Genomic DNA, 19,486 nt, shown 5'->3' on the forward strand with positions numbered 1-19,486 from the left:
ACAGCGGGATCTACCTGGTTAAAATTGCAAAAATAATGCTTGGGCTATGTTTGTTGGTATGTGGGGTAGTAATGTTGGTTTTACCTGGTCAGGGTTTAATCACAATGTTAATTGGTCTGAGTTTGATCCCGTTTCCAGGTAAACACCGGATTGAACGTGATCTTCTTTCGCGAAATTCTGTAAGGTCAACCCTGAACTGGATCCGAATTAAAGCCAATAAGGAACCTTTTATTTTTGATTAATTCTATAGGTAATTGAATAAATTATTACAAATTAATCCCCGCTGTTTTTAGCTATTTGCGTTATCATTTACAAAATTTCCCTTAACTTTCCCTCTTGTTTTTTATGCAAAACTTTTTTCTCATTTTGACAGGTATGGCTCTCGGCGCAATTTCGTTAGTTGTGTGTAAGCTCATGTTTGAGTATCGACAAGTGTTAACCGCCAAAATTTTAAGTTTGATGTTGTTAAGTGCTGCTTGTTACATAGTGCAACCATTTGTGCATGATTTGTTTTACCTGCAACTGTTTCTTGGTGTAGGTGCGATGGCCAACCCCGCGTTATTTTGGATGTTTGCCGCAACGTTATTTCAAATGGGAGAAAGTAACCATAAATTACATATTGGGCACTATATTGGTCTGGCCATTTGTATTGTTTTAGGTATTTATCAATGCATACAATCTCCGGCAGATATCGAAGGCTCCTTTATACATGGGATTTCACTTGTTTCGACCTCAACTCTCACGGTTTTGGGGTTGTTTGATATATTCCGTAATTGGCAATCTGATTTAGTTGAGTGTCGCCGCTTTTTGCGGTTGGGATTGTCAGTAACCTCTGGTGCTTTTTTGTTATTTATTGTGGTAAATGAATTTATATATGGCCATGGTGAGTTCCCAGCATTTTTGAATTATATTAATATTACTGTTATTAGCATTTTTGCCATGACATTTGGTTATAATATTTTGGTATCAGACTCAAACATATTAATCGAATCAATAGATGAGCTAACGCCCGAATTAGTCAAAGATAAAATTTCTAAGCCTTCATTGGCTGATAGCCAGTGGTTAGATAAGTTGACCTACGCTATGGAAGAAGAGTTTTATTATCGACAGGTTGATTTAACTATTAAAAGCCTCTCAGATTATCTCATTGTTCCAGAGCATCAACTTAGACGATTGATTAATCAGCATCTTGGTTATCGTAACTTTAATGATTATTTAAATCGCTATAGGGTTAGAGATGCAGCACAACGTTTATCGGATCCAAAATTGATTAGAATTCCTATCCTAACTATTGCTATAGAATCTGGATACGCATCTTTGACTACCTTTAACAAAGCATTTAAAACGTTAAAAACCATGACCCCAAGCGAGTTTCGTAAAATAAGTGGTCTAGGGGGCTCTAACGAGCTGACCGATTTCTAGTTTTCTATTACCGATTTCGAAAATCTATACAGGATTTCGCAATCGGTGAGATTTTTTGTCGTTTTTCCGTTTGAATGAACTTATAGACTCAATCAATCAATTAGGAAAATCTATGACTAAACTTCTAAAGCCATTATTAATAGCCTGTGTATTAAATGTAATAGGCTCTTCAGCCGCTTTAGCGCAAGCTGAATTAACTAAGGATGAAGTGAAAGAACAGGTTATAGAAGCTTGTCAAACCGAGGCAAAAAAACGTTACGGCGAAGACTCTGTTCAATATATTAGTAGTAAGACTAAATGGATGAAAGCCATGGGTGGGGCCTTAGTTAAAATGAAAGTCAAACCTGAAGGTAAACGTGTCACTAAATACAAATGTGTCCTACAGCAAGACCAGTTAGTAAAATTTTATAAAGTGTAAAAATGCAGCTGAAATTTTAATTGGTGATCTCATGCCCATGTAAAGATGGGCATGAGATCATCATAGCTAGGGGAGCGAAATTGCTGCTCTAATCTTTTGCTATCGACAAGGGCATAACATCGTTACCTGCAAATCTGTCAATGTTAGCCGAAATACAACACCAATATTGGGGGGGCTACATCTAAGAAGGTAAATTGTTTTTATCAAAGGTAGGCTGGCTAACCTCTGCTATTTTATCTTCTGTAATTAGGCTAACAATACGCCAATCTGATTTAGGTTGAATGTTTTTTAGGCTAGTAAACATTCTCACTTTGCCATTGGGTTCAATCGCACAAAGACGAATTGAGCGTTTTTGATACTCCTTTTCATAATCTTCATAGCTGAATTCATCTGACAACCTAGTGGTTTTTATTGTGCCTCCCTTAGTCGCATACCCAGCTAGTTTTGCATAAGTCACATCTTCATTAAAAAGGCATAACTTTGCTGCATATGATTCTGAAACTTGATGACTTGCGCGCTTCTGAGGTTCGTTGACAGTTAAACCCAGCACAGCTCCTTTACCGAGGGCGTGTTCGAAATGATAGGTAACTAAAGGATTGAGTTGTTTATAAGGCGATATCACCAACACGGTGCCATATAGCGATAAATCTAAGCTGCGCTCAGCATGTTCAGACATGGGGTTGCCGTAATAGGTAGGGATATTGTCCATGCGCGCCAATCTTATGGATTCCCAGTTGGTATCTGCAACGCGGACCGTAACATCTTGGGCAATTAATTCTTTGGCAAACAATCTTGAAAACAGACCGCCACCAAAAATCAGAAATCCGTAAGGAGCAGGGGCTCGTTGACCAAGTATTTTTGCCACGTGAACCGAAGTCAGGCTTTGGATAACCACAGTGGTGATGATCACCAAAAACACTAAAGGTACCAATAATTCAACTTGCGCGTAGTTTAACGCTTCTAACTTCAAAGCAAACAGCGCAGATACGGCGGCTGCAACAATACCTCGAGGGGCAATCCAGCTCAAAAGAGCCAATTCTCGCCAACTTAAATTGGTACCCAAGGAAGAGATAAAAACAGATATTGGTCTAGCTACAAACATAATGACCAATAATATTATAACCGAGCCCCAGCCTAAATTGAGCATGGCACTGAGTTCTATTCTAGATGCCAGAAGGATAAATAAACCAGAAATTAACAACACGCTTAAGGTTTCTTTAAACTCCAAAATGTCATCGACTTCAACCCGTTTCATATTCGCCAACCACATCCCCATGATTGTCACAGTTAATAAACCAGATTCATGGGCAATCATATTAGAGCCCTCAAATGCACCTAGCATTAGGGTTAATACTGCAGTGTTAACCAAATAATGAGGGATCCAGTTATTACGCAGCACTATACCCATAAGGTAGCCCGAAAGCGCACCAAATATAACACCTACAGAAATTGTCTTAGCAAATGCAAATAGGGTGTGGCTTAGGGCATCTTGAGTGGAAACTATATATTCGAATACTAATACAGCTAACAATGCACCAATTGGATCGATGACTATGCCTTCCCAACGTAAAATATTGGCTATTTTAGTGCTAGGTCTTACTGTACGTAACATAGGCACAATCACTGTAGGTCCTGTTACAGTAACAATCGCGCCAAATAAAAATGCCATCTGCCATGACATATCCAGAGCATAGTGGGCAACAGGCGCCGCAATCACCCAAGTAATTAATGCGCCAACAGTGCATAAATTTCGCACCATAGAGCCGTGACCACTTAAATCTTTGAATTTAAGGGTGAGAGAGCCTTCAAACAGAATGATGGCAACAGACAGTGATACTATTGGAAAAAGCAAGTCGCCAAATAATAAGTCTGCATTAATGATCCCTGTTACCGGACCGACAATAATACCCGCTATTAACAGAGGTAAAATGGCTGGAAGTTTAATTTTATATGCTAAAAATTGGCAGGCAATAGAAATAAGCCCCACACTTACTAGGGCAATAATAGGTTCGCTCAATTTATATCCAATTTAATTAATGATGTCAGACAGTAGCCTATGACAGCACATATTAGCGAATAAAATCAATTATTAAACTCATGTCAGCCGAAAAACTGTGACTCCTCAGGTCAATTTAGGGGGATATGTTGGCCTGAGAAGTGTTTTGTGTGTCTTGCTGGAACTAGTCTACTGCTTTTAGTTTAGATATTTCTTGATTAAGTTGATACTTTTTATCTGTGACAATCGCTTCTAACACCTCTAATCTACTTTTTACCGCGGCTAACTCATTTTGCATGTTTTGTTTTTCAGAGTTATTGAGATTGGTATTGGCTTTTGCCATTTCTTTTTTATGAGATGTCCAAGTCCCAACCATGACAATAGGTAATACAAACGCAAATAAAATGATCAATACAAACACCATACCTTCGTCCATTTTTTTCTCCTTGATTGTTTAAAGTGAATTTATCTGAGTGTTGAAAGCATAGTTTAGACCAGTTTTATTAATCCATAATAAACAATAGGTTATAAATTTGTACAATAATGCTGCGATAATATATTAGCGGTTTTACTCAGTTTTTAGCCAAAATGACAAACATAAACTCATGTTAATATTTTTTAAGTGATACTGAACGCTGGCTAGCAGCATTCAGTATGCTTTGAGATTAAGAGATAACCTTAAACTGTTCTGGTCGCCAACGCAGGAGGGATATTTGCGGCTTTTCTGGCAGGGCCAAATACTGCACCTTGACCCACTAACCATAAAACCAACATGCCAATAGGGATGTAGAACCAGTCTATTCTGTCGAGGCCAAAGGTATTCACTAAAATTATATTTAGACCTACTGTTAATACCGCACCCAAAATCACACCTATGCTACTGATCAAAAAGTTTTCTAGCATAAAATAACGCACAATAGCCGACTGACTAGCGCCTAACGCGCGTCTTGTACCGATTTGTTTTTTACGTTGATTGACACTAAAGCTAGCCAGTCCAACTATGCCTAATGCGGTCACTATGGTTAAAATGATCATCACTGTAGTCAAAATTTTAATCATGGCAGTATGTCCTCGATAACTGCGTTCTCGTGCTTCTTCGACGCTGCGCATTCCTTTGATTAAACGGCCTTTGTTACTGTTGGCCAATAATTCTTCCACTTGTTTCATTACCCTGTCTCTTTGTCCAGGCTCAGTACGGATAAAATATCGGCTACCTTTAAAGTCCATTCTTTCTGGCGACAACATGGCATTTTCTAAATTGTTCCAACCCACCCAAGGCGCTTGTAATTTATCAATAATGCCAACCACTATCATAGGGTCTATATCATTGATATAGACCGTTTTACCCACTACCGATTGATAAGGAATATCAGGAAATAAGTTTTCAGCCATGGCTTTGGTTAATATGGTTTTATTGGGCCAATCTACTTGTCCCACAACACGTAAACCAATGTCTGTGGGCGCAAAGTTTTCACCGGCAATAATTTCAAGATCTAAGGCATTGATACCGTGTTCATCAACCATATACACTGCCGTGCCTACCGCATCATATTCAGCACCAGATTGAGTTTTTAACCCCATAGACCAACCACTTCCACTATTAGGCACAGCATTGATTTGTATGGCGTCTACTATGCCGGGTAGGGCACGTAAGGTATTCATATCTTCTGCAACTGTAACAGGCACATTAAAGTTCTCAGCAAAACCTATGCTGGTTAGGAAAAAACTGTTTTCATTATCGATTCCACTATTTCGTTGCATTTCTTTATTACGTTCAACAATGATGTACACAGAGTTAACAATAATGGTCATAGTTACGGCTATTTGCAGCGCAATTAAAATAGCACCGACTTTGTTACGTAACATAGCGCGGAATATAGGACCAATTTCCCAATTGATTGCAGGACTAGTTTGAGTATTTGACATGTTCAGGCTCCTTTATAGGCCGATTGGCGCTATTGGCTTTTTAATTGGCTGGCAGGCGCGATATTACAAGCTCGCCAAGTAGGATATAAACCAGCTGCGATGCTCGATAACAAAGCAATGCTCAGTGCGACTAAAATCATGCTGATATCCAAGGTTGCTAAGTCATCAACAAAGTCGCCGTACAGGCTTTTAATACCTTGCAACCCCAGAACCGCTAATCCCAACCCTGCGATACCACCTAACAAACCAATCATGGCTGATTCAACCAAATGTTGTTTAAATAAGTCAGCTTTTGATGCGCCTACCGCTAAGCGCAAACCTATTTCAGCCGACTTACCAGTGAACTTAGCGAGCAACAACCCAATGGTATTGAGCAAACACACCAACAAAAACATAAATGAAAGCCACATCATCATCTTGGCGTCTTCTTCGACCACTTCTTGACTTTCCATCCACTGCATTACGTTAGATAAGCGATTTTTAAGTGGACGTGGAAAACGGCCCAATTCTTTTTGTTCCATCACATAGTTATTTAAAAAGCCCATATACTCTGCTTTTGCTGTTTCGTCAGGCAGTTCGACCCACATTTGAGTATTAATACACTCAGAACGTAAAAAAGCGCTGTAGCCTTCTCCTTCAGGGCTTTTCCAGCAGCTGTTGTTGCCCCAATTTGGAAGCTCTAATTCTTCTTTTAAAGAAAATGGCATAAACACCTCTTCAGTTTCGTTAAAAGCACCGTTGTTGACATCATAAAACTTCGGCATAGGCTGCCAATCGTCAATGACTCCAACTACTTGAAAACTTCTGCCATCAACTATTATGGTTTTTCCTACTGAGTTTTCACCACCAAATACACTCTCATTTATGCGTTTACTGAGTACAATTACTTGCTCTCTATTGTTATCAGAGGCGCTTTCCCAAGGGGTTCCATAAATAAATGGCACCTCAAACATGGCAAAGAAGTCGGTATAGGCCAGTCTGATAGAAGCCTCAAAGGGTTTAGCGTCGTCACCTGCAGGTTCAATAATGGCGCCAGACATGCCCATGGCAGATTGTCTTAGTGCTTTTTTTGCATGAATGAAATTGGTCGCATCTGTCCAAGTTAATTGGTTGGGTAGGGCATCTTCATCGTCATTAAAGGCATTGTTGGGATCCCAACTGTCTACCTGTATATGAAATAATTGATGGCTTTTATTGGGAATAGGATCCGCAGACATCAGATAATTGACTGTGATCGTTGTCATACTGGCACCAATACCCAAGGCAATGGCGGTAATCATTAGCAAACTCAGAATGGGATTACGCTTTACGCTTTTTAGTGCAAGTTTAATATAATAACCAAACATAATGGTGACTCCTAAGCGTTAGACTGCAGCAAGATGAGGTGCAGTAGCCGCATCGGTATCATTAACTTCACTGACTTTGCCGTCTCGCACATAAATATTGCGCCTAGCCTGACTCGCTAATTGCCCGTCATGGGTCACCATGATAATAGTGGTGCCAGCGGCATTAATGCTTTTTAGCAAGTCCATTACACTGTTTGCCATTTGAGTATCGAGGTTTCCGGTTGGCTCATCAGCTAATAGAAAACGAGGCTCGCCTGCAAGTGCTCTAGCTATGGCAACACGTTGTTGTTGCCCTCCAGAAAGTTGTGAAGGCAGGTGTTTCATACGCTGGGCTAGCCCCACCATTTCTAAGCTGCTTTCGATACGCTTTTTGCGTTCAGCACTGTTAAAACCGCGATAGCGTAATGGCACATCGACGTTATCGAATAAATTTAAGTCGGGTATTAAATTAAAACTTTGAAAAATAAATCCTATTTTTTCGTTTCTAAGTTGACTACGTTTTTTGTCATTTAAGTTACTGACATCTTGACCGTCTAACTCATAAGTGCCGCCATTAAAAGTTTCCAGCAGCCCTGCGATATTTAAGAATGTGGTTTTACCTGAGCCTGATGGGCCTGTTACAGCAACAAAGTCACCTTCACCCACATGTAGATTAAAATCCCGTAATGCATGAGTTTCAACAAGATCTGTACGAAATACCTTTTTTACATCTGTCATTTTTAACATAAGAAGTGTTCCTAACTGTTATTTTAATTATTCGTATTTAAACTATTCGTTTTATAATTCATTCGGTTATCAATCACTGAGTGATCAACACACTTTGTGCGCCGTTAAATTGATCTGTGCCTGAAACAATAATAGTGTCGCCTACTGATAGGCCGTTAAGCACTTCCACACTAGACAAACTGCGTGCTCCAGTGGCGATAGATGTGCGCTCAGCCATATCATTTTTAACTATGTAAGCGACTCGCCCATTACCGGTCTCCAGAAATTGTCCCCTTTGAACCATCAGTACATCTTGCTTGTTTTCCATGAGAATTCGGGTAGTTAGACGTTGATTTTGACGTAAACCTTGAGGTTGGATAACACTCCCTTGATCAAGGGAGGCGAAACGCACTCTGCCCGTAACTTGATTGTTCTCAATTTCAGGTGAGATGGTCACGAGTTTTGCTGAATACGTTTCACCATTAAGGTTGATTTCAGCTGCCATACCTATGGCTAAGTCATCGGCGTAACTTTCAGGAATATCCACTTCTATTTCAAATTCGGATAAATCTACTACGCTTAAAATTGCTTGATTTTTGGCAACCTGATTCTTTTGTTCAACAGACAAATTACCTACTAAGCCGTTGACAGGAGAAAGTAAGGTTAATTCCTCAACTTGGCGGCTAAGCTCGGTGACTAGAAGTTTTTGGCGTTCGACCAATAGCCGTTTAGTTTTAACTTCAAAATCTAGGCTTTCTAAATTTAACTCAGCGTCTTTAACAGAATGTTTAAAGACTAAACGGGCGTTTTCTAAATCGTCTTGGGCTTTCTCGTAATCAATCTGACTGATGGATTGGCTTGCAAACGCTTTGTCTGCCCGACGTTTTTCTCTATCCGCTGCGGTTAGCGACACTTTAGCCAAATCGACAGCTTTTTGATTAACTAAAGCTTGTTTGCTGGATTGGATTTTTTGCCTGTCTAGTTCCATTTGTAAACGTTGAATGGCCGATTGTTCTTGTTTGAGTTGATTGGTGAGCTCTGGACTATCAATGGTGGCCAGAACTTGACCCTTGAGTACGGTGTCACCAGCATCTACCTCAAATGAAATGGTGCCCTGTGCTGGACTGTATAACTTAGGACTGACAGCAGCGACTACTCGGCCTTGAACGGATAAGTCGCGAACAAAATCGCCTTGGGTAACTGTGCCTAAACGAACTCTTTGTGCAGAAATGCTAACGTCTGAGTTGGACCAGTTGTTGATGCTTGGTGCAAGCGTGATGTATGCCAATAAAACAATGCCAACTAAAGCTAAGATTAGCCATTTTGTTTTGTTATTGGATTTTTTTAAGACAACGGTATCTTGGCCGCTGGTGTCTGCAATTTTCATCTGGTTCCCTGAAATTTTTGAACAATCACCAACTAAGTCGATGCAATAGTCAAAAAGGTTTAAAAAAGATAAAAATATTTATTGTCGCTGTTTTTGCAATCCCACTTACTGGCTTCTTGTGGCTTCTGCTGGAGAAATATTCATAGCTTTTAATGCGGGTTTTAAGGTTGCCAATATGCCTAATAGATACAAACAAAATATACCTATAAAAATATAAGTTAACGGCAGTTTAGGTAGAGCATATTGAGCGACCAAAAAAACATTAAGTCCTAGTGCAAATATACAGCCGATAAAAATACCACCAGTGGTCTGTATGATATTTTCAACAAAAAAATGACTGAGAATATCTACTTTGTTTGCGCCTAATGCACGCCTGATACCTATCTGTTTATGTCGCTTTATTACATTAAAACTGGCCATGCCAGCAATGCCCATAGCCGAAATAATGCTGAGAGCCGTGATCACCACTAATAAAATGGTAATAGCTGCTATATCAGGACCATAAACTTGTTTTCTAATGGTTTTAATACTTTCTACTTTACGGATCATGCGTTGTTGATTGCTCATTCCAAGATACTGCTCTACATCTGCAGTAGTTTCCTGAAGCATGCTAAGTTTAGCGCGGATTAGGTAACGTGCTGAGTTACGCGTTACCACTCTAGGGTAAATTATACTGTTTTCAATTTGCCCAACTGGATCCCAAGGCGCTTGAAGTTGCAGCACAATACCTTTAACAACAACACTATGTATATCATTGATATAAATTGTTTTACCAACCACAGATGCCCAGTCTGTGGTGTTGAATAAGTCTGTTGCCACACTAGTTGTGATAATGGCGACACTGGGAAATGTTTTATTATCTTCTGTTTGCCAAAGTACCTCACTAGCAGTGAAGTTTTCTCCAGCAAGCAGCGATAATCCCAAGGCGTCTATGCCATTCTCGTCTAACTTGTAACTAGCCGCAGGCACAGTATTTTGGTCGCTACCAGCAAGCGTTTGTAACTCGTCCCAGTCGCCACTGCCACTAAAGGGAAAAGAGTAAGTTGCAACAGCGTTGATAATATTTGGCATCTGTCTAAGTTCAGCTAGATCAGCTTGCATGCTAGTTTGTGGATTAAAATTTTCGGTAAAACCAGAGCTAGTTAAAACAAAAATATTCGGCTCGTCGATACCACTTGGACGTTGTAAAATATCTAGTCTTTGACTGATGATAAATAGGCCGTTACTGATAACGGCTAAGGTAAGCGCAATCTGTAAGAGCAACATAGTCATGGCATATTTTTGCCTGAGTAATGTGCTTATTATAGGTCGAAATGCTATGCGGGAAAAAGGTAAGTTCATTTTAGATAACCTGCCGGCGCTAACATAGACACCTTAATACTGGGTATTAAACCTGCTAAAACGCTCGACAAAATACTTATACCCACAGTGATCAACATCAGCGGCATATCGAGAGTGACAAATGCACTAAAGTTTGGGTAAAGATACTTAATACCTTCAAGTCCCATTAAACAAAAAATTATACCTATCAGTGCCCCCAAACAACCTAAGATAAGGGTTTCTGTGAGGCATTGACTTAAAATCGCTAACTGGTTTGCACCTAGGGCTCTTCTGAGGGCGATTTCACTATTTTTTGCAGTAAACTTGGTGCTTATTAAGCTGGCTGCATTAAATAAACACACCAATAAAAATAATAAGGCTAAGTAAAAGAATAGGTACATGTCTGAACTGATAACTTTCTTGTATACCAACCACTGATTGATATTGAGCACTATATTATTGCTGACTCTAGGAAATCGGCCGAGTCCCTTTTGTTGTTCAACGTATGTCTGCAGATAGTTATCAAACTGTGGTTTATTTTGCTGGCTTGCTAATTCAATCCAAAGGTTGAAGTTGACACATTCAGAGTTTAGAAAAGCTTGATAATTGTCACCTAGATCCTTTTCCCAACAATGAGTGTGGCCACCGTGAGGCAGTTCTAGTTCAGCTTTTATTTGTAAAGGTACGTATAAGTCCTCAGGAGGATAAAATGCCCCGAATGACATATCAAAAAACTTTGGGCTGGGGTGCCATTCATCTAATACCCCTACAACTGTGAATAATTTTCCTAACATGGGTAACGTTTTGCCTACAGAATTAATCCCTGCAAACACTCGTTGATTGGTCTCTTTGCTTAAAACAGTCACATATTCGACATGATTAATGGGATGGTTTTGCCAGCCTTGTCCATATAAAAATGGCACGTCAAACATCGGGAAAAACTCGCCTTGGGTGGCTCGAATAATACCTAAAAATGGTGGCACGTTTTTGTTGGCTGGGGTGACCATTCCCCAGGTTATTGCGTGGGCAGCCTGATACTTTGCTTGTTTAGCATGCACTATATTCATGGCATCGCGCCAAGTGACTTCTTCGGGCGGCAAGTTCGGCTCAATAGCGGCAGAGTTGCGGTGCCAATTGTCTAATTGCACATGGTAGACCCTGTTGCTTTTATTTGGCAAAGGATCTTTGGACATTAAATAGATCAGCGAATAAGTGATCATACATGCCGCGATACCTAGTCCCAAGGTAGTTGAAATCAACACACTTAAGCTTTTTTGGCGGCCAATGCTTTTTAGTGAAAGCTTGAGGTAATAGTGAAACATTACTGACTGATCAATACTGTGTTAGCACCATTAAATTGGTCGGTGCCTGAGATAATTATTTGTTGTCCTGCGCTTAAACCGTTCAACACTTCAACCACAGATAAACTCCGTGCGCCAGTTTTGATCGCAGTACGATAGGCCAATCCATCTTGTATTACATAGGCAATGTTGCCATTGGCACTTTGTAAAAATTGGCCACGTTCAACCATCAACACATCAGTTTTACTTTCCATTAATATACGAGTGGTTAAGCGTTGATTTTGCCGCAAGCCTGATGGAGCAGTAAGCTGATTACCTTGAGAGTCAAATTTAGCAAAACGAACTCGGCCTTTTACTTGATTGTTTTCAATCTCAGGAGAAATTGTCACTAAAATAGCTTGATGAGTCTGTCCATCTAAATTGACTTCTGCCAACATACCTATGGCTAAATCGTCGGCGTAACTTTCTGGAATATCCACGTCTAATTCAAACTCAGTTAAATCGACTACGCTCATGATGGCTTGGTTTTTACTGACTTGATTTTTTTGCTCTACTGCTAAATTACCTACTAACCCATTCACAGGAGAGAGTAGGGTGAGCTCAATCTCTTGCCTAGATAATTCATTAACTTCTAAAGCTTGCCTTTGCACCTGTAGTTGTTTGGTTTGCACCTCAAACTCGAGACTTTCGATATTCAGTTTGGCGTCATTAACTGCATGTTTATAGACTAGCTTGGCATTTTCTAAATCGTCTTGGGCTTTTTCGAAATCAATCTGACTTATGGAATGGCTTTGATAGGCTTGATCTGCGCGGCGTTTTTCTCTATCTGCTGCAGTTAACGCTACTTTGGCTAAGTCTGATGATTTTTGATTTTCTAGCACTTGCTTTTTACTTTGGATCCTTTGCCTATCTAACTCAAACTGCAATCTTTGTAAGCTAGATTGCTCTTGTTTAAGTTGATTGGATAACTCTGGGCTATCTATAGTAGCCAATGTTTGGCCTTTTAATACTGTGTCGCCAGCGTCTACTAAAAAGTAATAGTGCCTTGAGCTGGGCTATACAGCTTGGGACTTATTGCTGCTACAACGCGCCCTTGAATAGACAGATCACGAACAAAATCGCCACGTTTAACTGTGCCAATACGAATACGCTCAGCCGATATTGAGATTGAAGAGTCAGACCAACGAGAAAAATAGGGATAAAGCATGATGAGAGAAATCAGTAGTGCTAAAAATAGCAATCCGAATAGCGCATAGGTTTTGGCTGATTTTTTAGGGACGATAACAGTGTCTTGAGCACTGGTGTCAGTGATTTTCAATTACATTCCTTGAAAGTGAAACAACTAAGTTAATAACCATCTGCTGAAATTTTCTTCTAGGGTAAAATAGTTATACAGTTGTGTCTATACCCATAAATATCCGAGACCATAATCATAAGTAACAATGATGCTTGTGTATAACAGCGTTAATCGCTAACTTTCAGTTATTAACAATTTTGTGACATTGATTATGCCTACTGAAAAACAAAAACACTATTCAACTTGTACCTTATGTGAGGCCATGTGTGGCATAGAGGTTACCACTCAAGAAAGAGACATATTATCGATTGTTGGTGACAAACTAAATCCTTTCAGTGAAGGACACGTTTGTCCTAAAGCCATGGCATTAAAGGATTTATATGAAGATCCTGAGCGTATTCGCACACCTCTTGAGAAAACAGCGGATGGTAATGGGTGGCAGGAAGTCTCTTGGGATTATGCATTAGACAAAGTGGCAAGTAGCCTGTTTGAGGTACAGCAAAAACATGGAACTGAATCTGTTGCTACTTATCTTGGTAATCCTAATGCCCATAATATGGGCTCGATTTTATTCGGACCCTATTTTTACCGGGCTTTAAAATCACATAATCGATATTCAGCCACATCAGTTGATCAACTTCCCCATCATATTGTGAGTCGTCAATTATTTGGGCATCAGTCACAAATTCCCATTCCTGACATTGACCATACCCAACACTTTATGATTATTGGCGGTAATCCGTTGGCCTCCAATGGCAGCATAATGACTGTGCCACATATAAAACGTCGATTAAAAGCGGTGCAAGCTCGTGGTGGTAAAGTGGTAGTGATTGACCCTAAAAAGTCCGAAACTGCTGATATGAGTAGTGAACATCACTTTATCAAGCCCGGCACTGACGCTCTTTTGATGTTAGCGATGATCCATACATTATTTGATAAACAACTTGTTGATGCTGATGAATTATTAAACTTTGCTGCAGATTTATTAGAGGTTGAAAAATACGTGGCGGACTATTCGCCCAAACGAGTTGCTAATCTAATAGGCATGAGTGAAGCTCAGATTATTGGTTTAGTTGGATCTTTCTGCGCTGCAGGGCCTGCTGTATGTTACGGGCGAATGGGCGCCAGTGTGCAAGCCTTTGGTACGCTTACTCAATACTTGATCATGTTGTTTAACATGCTTACGGGCAATTTAGACAGACAAGGTGGCATGATGTTTACTCAGCCTGCTGCTGACTTTTTACCTCATTCAGGTAGAGGTTCAATCGGTAATTTTCATTCACGAGTGCGTAACTTGCCTGCTTTTGCCGGTGAATTTCCGGTATCAGCTTTAGCTGAAGAAATAATCACCGAAGGCGAAGGGCAAATCAAAGCTATGGTAATTGGGGCAGGTAATCCCATTTTGACTACGCCAAATGGTCAGCAATTAGATAAAGCCTTTGAAAACTTAGACTTTGTTGTAGCAGTGGACTTTTACATCACAGAAACTTCACGTCATGCGAACATTATTTTACCGCCGGTTACCTCATTAGAGCGGGATCACTACGATATCGTTTTCCATAATTTTGCGGTAAGAAACAGCTCAAAATTTTCCCCTGCTATTTTTCCTGCTGCTGAAACAAGTAAAACTGATTGGCAAATATACCTTGGTTTAGCTGAGCGTTTAGATAAGCTGAATGGGTTACCCACAGATAGATATCAAACACTTTGGCAAAAGGAGCCTAAAGGAGTAGTGGATGACTTACTTAAAAGTGGCCGTTATCGCCATGAAGGTGAGGTGTTGAGCGTAGATCTTTTATTAAAGAAACCACATGGCATTGATCTTGGCCCGCTACAGCCCGATTTACCCGAAGCCATTTTTCACAATGATAAAAAAATACATCTAAGTTTTGACTATTTTATGGCCGACTTAGTGCGATTAGATAAACAATTCTTTGCTTCTGAATTTGCTACATCAGGAAAGTCTGCTGATGATAGCTTGCAGTTGATTGGTCGTAGGCACCTTAAAACCAATAATTCTTGGTTACACAATAGTAAACGTATGGTGAAAGGTACAAATAACGGTCAGTCTAGGTGTACTGCACAAATTCATCCAGATGATGCGAGTAAACATAATATTCAAGATCAACAAATGATCACCGTCACATCTAGGGTCGGTAAAGTCTCGTTGCCTGTAGAAATCACCGAAAAAATTATGCCTGGAGTTATTTCGATCCCTCATGGTTGGGGACACAATAAAAAAGGTAGTCAGTGGCAAACTGCTGAGCAACATGCTGGAGTGAGTGTCAACGACCTAACCGATGAAATGGTGTTAGATGAGTTATCCGGTAATGCAGTACTAAATGGTGTGCCGGTAACGATTGCAGCTGCCTAGACACTTATGCCAATCCGTATAAAGAATTGGTATTACAAAAGCCAAACATAAAAAAGCCCGGTTAATTACCGGGCTATTTGTTTAAATTAAAGATTTATCTATTTCTACCCATTTGGTCATGACTACTGACCCAATGGCCAGCAATAACAGCGCAGCCTAGTGAAATATCACCTGCAAGTACTGTTGCTGCAACAATTTCTGCAAACTTCTCGGCTTTACCTTTACCGACACATCCTAACATTTGTAAACATTCGTTCTGTGTCGGTAGACCTGTACCGCCACCAAATGTAGCCACAATAAGTGAGGGTAGCGTGACCGACATATAGAGATCACCGTTATCTAATAATTCATGTGACAACATACCAGCGTGAGATTCCACAACGTTTGCTTCATCTTGACCCGTGGCAATATATAAAGAAGCGATGCCATTGGCTGAGTGTGGACCGTTGTATGCTGCACCGGCCATTTGTGCACCAGTGTTAGCTAATACTGAAGCACCAGCAAGCATTTTTGTATCGACCTTCATGACGCGAGCTAGGACTTCTTTTTTGAGTATTATCTCAGCAATGACTCGTTTACCTCTTGAGTGCAACATGTTGAGGTGAGAGTGTTTTTTGTCTGTGTCCATATTACCGGACAACATATACATACAAGGGATAGGCGAATTGGCTTTGATCCATTCACAGGCCATTAAGGTTGCCTTGCCCACCATGTTTTGCCCAGCTGCATCGCCTGTGGTGTAATTAAAACGTAAGTATTTGGTCTTAGATACTGACCACTGTTGAATATGCTCGAGTTTACCTATGCTAGTAGTGGTTTCTGCGGCTGCTTTAATCTTGTCAAAATTTTCGTCTACCCAATGACCAAAATCTCTCGCTTCTCGAGCATCGTTAAAAATAAAAGCGGGAGCCCGTTGCATAAAACCTTCAACAACAGTGGTTTTAACACCGCCACATTCGTTTATCACCCGCATTCCACGACTATAGCTAGCAACCAATGTGCCTTCAGTTGTCGCTAGAGGTACATAAAACTCACCCTTGGCATGCTCACCGTTAATGCGCACCGGACCTGCCACGCCAACAGGCATTTGCACTATGCCAATAAAATTTTCAATATTGCCAGGTAATACCGCTGGATCGATACTAAATTGGCCCGTATGGATTAGGTCTGCGCCCGTTTTTTGTTTGATAAACTCTCTGCGGACTTCGGCCATTTCACTAGTATGGTCATTTTCTGAATTTCGTGGGATGCGAGTATCATCACTCATTAGATATTCCTTCTATTTTATCGTGTGACATAAATACAAAATGTACGGCTTTGATTACATTTAATATTCACACGGTTAGTCATAGATGACAAAGGAAATGTTAATTCCAACCTTAAATAGTTAACATTTTGTTAACGGTTGGAGCTACTTAGCTTTGGTACGGTTATTGGTATCTCGACTATTTTTTATTACTTCATCACCTAAGGGCATAACTGCGGTTTTTGCCATGCGGTCATAAAGTAAAACATTAACGGTTGCCGCTAAGTTCATACAGCCAACAGTTGGGATATAAACCACATGATCACATTGGTCGACAACATCTTGTTCGATAGAACCATCTTCAGGGCCAAATATGTATAAGGCTTGTTCTGGATGCTCAAAAAGAGGTAAAGGCGTAGCACCTTCTACCAGTTCTACCGCTACTTTAGTCAGGTGTTTGTCCTTTATGGGATCAATCACGGTGTCTACATGAGTAACTGATATTTTGAGGTATGCATTTTTAGTATCGGTGCTGAAAGCTTTGGCTCTTGCATAACGCTCACCTGTATAACGGATGCTTTGTGCTTGGTAACATCCGGCTGCACGGAGAATACTACCCATGTTTTGTGGGCTTTTGGGATTAATAATGGCTATATGTGTTGGCAATTTATTTTCCCAGTATATTGTCAATGTTAATGAGTTCTTGTTGCGTAAATTCTAAGTTGTCTAAAGCTGCCACACAGTCTTCAATTTGACTGACTTTACTCGCACCAATAATAGCGCTAGTGACAGCTTGATTATTAAGCACCCAAGCTACCGCCATTTGCGCAAGAGATTGTCCTCTTTGAATGGCAAGCTCATTAAGTTGCATCACTTTAGCTACTTTTTCTTGGCTGATATTGTCTTCAGTCAAATAAATCTGTTCGCTACGTGATGCCCGTGAACCTTGAGGAACACCTTTGAGGTACTTATTGGTTAAAAAACCTTGTGCCAATGGAGAAAACACAATTGAACCAACACCTTCTTCCAATAACACGTCGCTCAAGCCGTCTTCTATCCACCGGTCAAACATATTATAGCTAGGTTGATGAATAAGAAGTGGGGTGCCTAAATCTTGTAATATACGTATGGCCTGTTTGGTATGCACCGGAGAATAACTAGAAATCCCCGCATACAAAGCGCGACCGGATCGAACAATATAATCTAACGCCTGCATTGTTTCTTCAAGAGGGGTTTCAGGGTCATAACAGTGTGAATAAAATACGTCAAAATAATCTAGCCCTGTACGTTTTAAACTTTGGTCGCAGCTAGCTATTAAATATTTCCTTGAACCGCCAATACCATAAGGGCCAGCCCACATATCGTATCCCGCCTTACTGGAGACCAGCATTTCATCTCTATACGGCTTAAAGCTTTTTGCCATAACCTGACCAAAAGTAGACTCTGCAGAACCAAAAGGAGGGCCATAATTGTTGGCTAAATCAAAGTGATTAATGCCTAAATCAAAAGCACGGTGCAGCATATTTTGAGCATTTTTAGGAGAGTCTACAGCACCAAAGTTCTGCCATAACCCTAACGATAATGAAGGTAATTTAAGACCACTGTTACCGCATCGGTTATAAGACATATTTGCATATCTGTTAGCTGCTGCTAAATATCGTGGGTTGGGGTCGTTTTGTATCATTAATAGTTACACGGAATAAAATTTGCGTTAGCCTAAACCAAAGCAAACTAATTCTCAATTTACCTTGTGAAAAAGCTTAAATGAATACGAATTCAAGCTTTTTGTGTTTAATAAAATAACGGAGTAACGGATGAAATTTGATTTATTTCTCAAGTCGATGGATATGGGACACTGCCATGATCAAAAGCAACGTGAAGCATTGTTTGATTTAGTGTTATTTTTGATTGTTGCTGATGGCGTGATCACCGAGCAAGAATCTGAGTTTATGCACAAATGGCTCGATACCATTGAGTGGAATGCAGATTTAAGCAAAGAGGAATATTACACCACCACATTGATAAAATGTTATGCCGCAATTAAAACTGACACGGTAGAAGATTATCTAACCCACAGAGCTAAGTTGTTGATTGATGAAGACATGAAACAACAAGCTATGCAGTTAGTCAGAGACGTTGCTATTGCCGATGATGAACTAGATGCTGCAGAACAACAGGCGATTGACCTATTGTCTGAGCTACTAGAGAAATAAAGAGGCCGTTGATTGGGTTATTGATTCATACAACATATCGATACCCTAGAATAGATCTGTAACAGTTATATAGACGTTTAATAGGTGGAAAAACTATATATTTAGCTAGATATATAAATTGCAAAAATAATAATAGGTTGGTAGTTTATCCTCGAATATTTTGAGGGATAAAAACTAACCTTCGTGGAGCATGTTAACGTTGTACATACAGGGAACAAGGATGAACGCAGTTTTAGATGTATTTATCGCAATAATTGCCAGTAGTTTTTCTATGTTCAATAGAAAAACTTTAATACTAAAAAATCACAAAAAAATGATGACGAATGGTTACTTTCTTCAAGCTAGCGTTGTTTTATATCACCTAACAAACCTTAAATTCACTCCCTGTTTGTTTTTAGTGCAATTCAAATAATAAAACAATTATAAAGGATTATATATGCTTCATTTTTTTACTCCAAAACTATTCATAGTTGCCCCTATCTATGTGTTTTTTGCTTTATTTTCAGGGGCCGTCTCTGCGTTTGATAGCACCTTC

Annotated in this window: 16 protein-coding genes and 1 pseudogene; 5 read left to right on the forward strand and 12 right to left on the reverse strand. The window is 39.9% G+C overall.

All coding sequences use genetic code 11. The features are described 5' to 3' along the window. Nucleotides 1–35 precede the first annotated feature (35 nt). From GARC_RS27385 to GARC_RS16715, 3 genes are all read left to right on the forward strand, one after another. On the forward strand, nucleotides 36–242 hold the full coding sequence (locus tag GARC_RS27385; RefSeq protein WP_226989201.1) for a hypothetical protein: 207 nt from the start codon (nucleotides 36–38) through the stop codon (nucleotides 240–242). Nucleotides 243–414: 172 nt separating this feature from the next. Beyond that, on the forward strand, nucleotides 415–1,422 hold the full coding sequence (locus GARC_RS26025) for a helix-turn-helix transcriptional regulator (RefSeq protein WP_007622330.1): 1,008 nt from the start codon (nucleotides 415–417) through the stop codon (nucleotides 1,420–1,422). Nucleotides 1,423–1,534: 112 nt separating this feature from the next. After that, nucleotides 1,535–1,840: a hypothetical protein gene (locus GARC_RS16715; RefSeq protein WP_007622332.1), complete on the forward strand. Its 306-nt coding sequence runs from the start codon at nucleotides 1,535–1,537 to the stop codon at nucleotides 1,838–1,840. Nucleotides 1,841–2,021: 181 nt separating this feature from the next. Here the strand turns inward: GARC_RS16715 and GARC_RS16720 are convergent, their stop codons facing one another. The 9 genes and pseudogenes from GARC_RS16720 to GARC_RS16760 form a co-directional block, all read right to left on the reverse strand. Beyond that, complete coding sequence (locus GARC_RS16720) at nucleotides 2,022–3,857, reverse strand: cation:proton antiporter (RefSeq protein ID WP_007622335.1); 1,836 nt, start codon at nucleotides 3,855–3,857, stop codon at nucleotides 2,022–2,024. Between the two features lie 163 nt (nucleotides 3,858–4,020). Beyond that, on the reverse strand, nucleotides 4,021–4,272 hold the full coding sequence (locus tag GARC_RS16725) for a hypothetical protein (protein WP_007622337.1): 252 nt from the start codon (nucleotides 4,270–4,272) through the stop codon (nucleotides 4,021–4,023). A gap of 242 nt (nucleotides 4,273–4,514) precedes the next feature. Beyond that, nucleotides 4,515–5,762, reverse strand: a complete 1,248-nt coding sequence (locus tag GARC_RS16730; RefSeq protein WP_007622340.1) for an ABC transporter permease — start codon at nucleotides 5,760–5,762, stop codon at nucleotides 4,515–4,517. A gap of 29 nt (nucleotides 5,763–5,791) precedes the next feature. After that, nucleotides 5,792–7,108, reverse strand: coding sequence for an ABC transporter permease (locus tag GARC_RS16735; RefSeq protein WP_007622341.1), 1,317 nt, complete (start codon nucleotides 7,106–7,108; stop codon nucleotides 5,792–5,794). Nucleotides 7,109–7,126: 18 nt separating this feature from the next. Next, nucleotides 7,127–7,834 (reverse strand): ABC transporter ATP-binding protein, encoded by a 708-nt coding sequence (locus tag GARC_RS16740; RefSeq protein WP_007622342.1) that lies wholly within the window; start codon nucleotides 7,832–7,834, stop codon nucleotides 7,127–7,129. Between the two features lie 73 nt (nucleotides 7,835–7,907). Continuing rightward, complete coding sequence (locus GARC_RS16745) at nucleotides 7,908–9,200, reverse strand: efflux RND transporter periplasmic adaptor subunit (protein WP_007622343.1); 1,293 nt, start codon at nucleotides 9,198–9,200, stop codon at nucleotides 7,908–7,910. Nucleotides 9,201–9,305: 105 nt separating this feature from the next. Then, entirely contained in the window at nucleotides 9,306–10,541 is a 1,236-nt protein-coding gene (locus GARC_RS16750; RefSeq protein WP_007622344.1) for an ABC transporter permease, read from the reverse strand. Next, the gene (locus GARC_RS16755; protein ID WP_264370926.1) at nucleotides 10,538–11,782 is read right to left on the reverse strand and encodes an ABC transporter permease; all 1,245 of its coding nucleotides are present in this window, start codon (nucleotides 11,780–11,782) and stop codon (nucleotides 10,538–10,540) included. The genes GARC_RS16750 and GARC_RS16755 overlap by 4 nt, the downstream gene beginning before the upstream one ends. A gap of 59 nt (nucleotides 11,783–11,841) precedes the next feature. Next, a pseudogene (locus GARC_RS16760) lies at nucleotides 11,842–13,139 on the reverse strand (efflux RND transporter periplasmic adaptor subunit). A gap of 190 nt (nucleotides 13,140–13,329) precedes the next feature. On the opposite strand from GARC_RS16760, the gene GARC_RS16765 reads away from it, so the two are divergent. Beyond that, on the forward strand, nucleotides 13,330–15,492 hold the full coding sequence (locus GARC_RS16765; RefSeq protein WP_007622346.1) for a molybdopterin oxidoreductase family protein: 2,163 nt from the start codon (nucleotides 13,330–13,332) through the stop codon (nucleotides 15,490–15,492). 94 nt (nucleotides 15,493–15,586) lie between these two features. Here GARC_RS16765 and GARC_RS16770 read toward each other — a convergent pair whose 3' ends face one another. From GARC_RS16770 to GARC_RS16780, 3 genes are all read right to left on the reverse strand, one after another. Beyond that, a complete protein-coding gene (locus GARC_RS16770) occupies nucleotides 15,587–16,759 on the reverse strand; it encodes a hydroxymethylglutaryl-CoA reductase (RefSeq protein WP_007622347.1) in 1,173 nt (390 codons plus the stop codon). A gap of 144 nt (nucleotides 16,760–16,903) precedes the next feature. Beyond that, entirely contained in the window at nucleotides 16,904–17,359 is a 456-nt protein-coding gene (locus tag GARC_RS16775; RefSeq protein WP_052151520.1) for an RNA methyltransferase, read from the reverse strand. 46 nt (nucleotides 17,360–17,405) lie between these two features. After that, entirely contained in the window at nucleotides 17,406–18,422 is a 1,017-nt protein-coding gene (locus GARC_RS16780; RefSeq protein WP_039989926.1) for an aldo/keto reductase, read from the reverse strand. A 130-nt stretch (nucleotides 18,423–18,552) separates the two neighbouring features. On the opposite strand from GARC_RS16780, the gene GARC_RS16785 reads away from it, so the two are divergent. Then, entirely contained in the window at nucleotides 18,553–18,951 is a 399-nt protein-coding gene (locus GARC_RS16785; protein ID WP_007622353.1) for a tellurite resistance TerB family protein, read from the forward strand. Nucleotides 18,952–19,486: the final 535 nt, after the last annotated feature.

Origin of the sequence: Paraglaciecola arctica BSs20135, from assembly GCF_000314995.1 — a bacterium.
GTDB classification, from domain to species: Bacteria; Pseudomonadota; Gammaproteobacteria; order Enterobacterales; family Alteromonadaceae; genus Paraglaciecola; species Paraglaciecola arctica.

Coding starts and splice junctions, on each gene's coding strand:
- GARC_RS16725 (WP_007622337.1), bottom strand. CDS start 4,272: ATGGACGAAGGTATGGTGTTTGTATTGATCATTTTATTTGCGTTTGTA.
- GARC_RS16750 (WP_007622344.1), bottom strand. CDS start 10,541: ATGAACTTACCTTTTTCCCGCATAGCATTTCGACCTATAATAAGCACA.
- GARC_RS26025 (WP_007622330.1), top strand. CDS start 415: ATGTTTGAGTATCGACAAGTGTTAACCGCCAAAATTTTAAGTTTGATG.
- GARC_RS16770 (WP_007622347.1), bottom strand. CDS start 16,759: ATGAGTGATGATACTCGCATCCCACGAAATTCAGAAAATGACCATACT.
- GARC_RS27385 (WP_226989201.1), top strand. CDS start 36: ATGCTTGGGCTATGTTTGTTGGTATGTGGGGTAGTAATGTTGGTTTTA.
- GARC_RS16775 (WP_052151520.1), bottom strand. CDS start 17,359: ATGGGTAGTATTCTCCGTGCAGCCGGATGTTACCAAGCACAAAGCATC.
- GARC_RS16785 (WP_007622353.1), top strand. CDS start 18,553: ATGAAATTTGATTTATTTCTCAAGTCGATGGATATGGGACACTGCCAT.
- GARC_RS16745 (WP_007622343.1), bottom strand. CDS start 9,200: ATGAAAATTGCAGACACCAGCGGCCAAGATACCGTTGTCTTAAAAAAA.
- GARC_RS16730 (WP_007622340.1), bottom strand. CDS start 5,762: ATGTCAAATACTCAAACTAGTCCTGCAATCAATTGGGAAATTGGTCCT.
- GARC_RS16740 (WP_007622342.1), bottom strand. CDS start 7,834: ATGTTAAAAATGACAGATGTAAAAAAGGTATTTCGTACAGATCTTGTT.
- GARC_RS16715 (WP_007622332.1), top strand. CDS start 1,535: ATGACTAAACTTCTAAAGCCATTATTAATAGCCTGTGTATTAAATGTA.
- GARC_RS16780 (WP_039989926.1), bottom strand. CDS start 18,422: ATGATACAAAACGACCCCAACCCACGATATTTAGCAGCAGCTAACAGA.
- GARC_RS16765 (WP_007622346.1), top strand. CDS start 13,330: ATGCCTACTGAAAAACAAAAACACTATTCAACTTGTACCTTATGTGAG.
- GARC_RS16735 (WP_007622341.1), bottom strand. CDS start 7,108: ATGTTTGGTTATTATATTAAACTTGCACTAAAAAGCGTAAAGCGTAAT.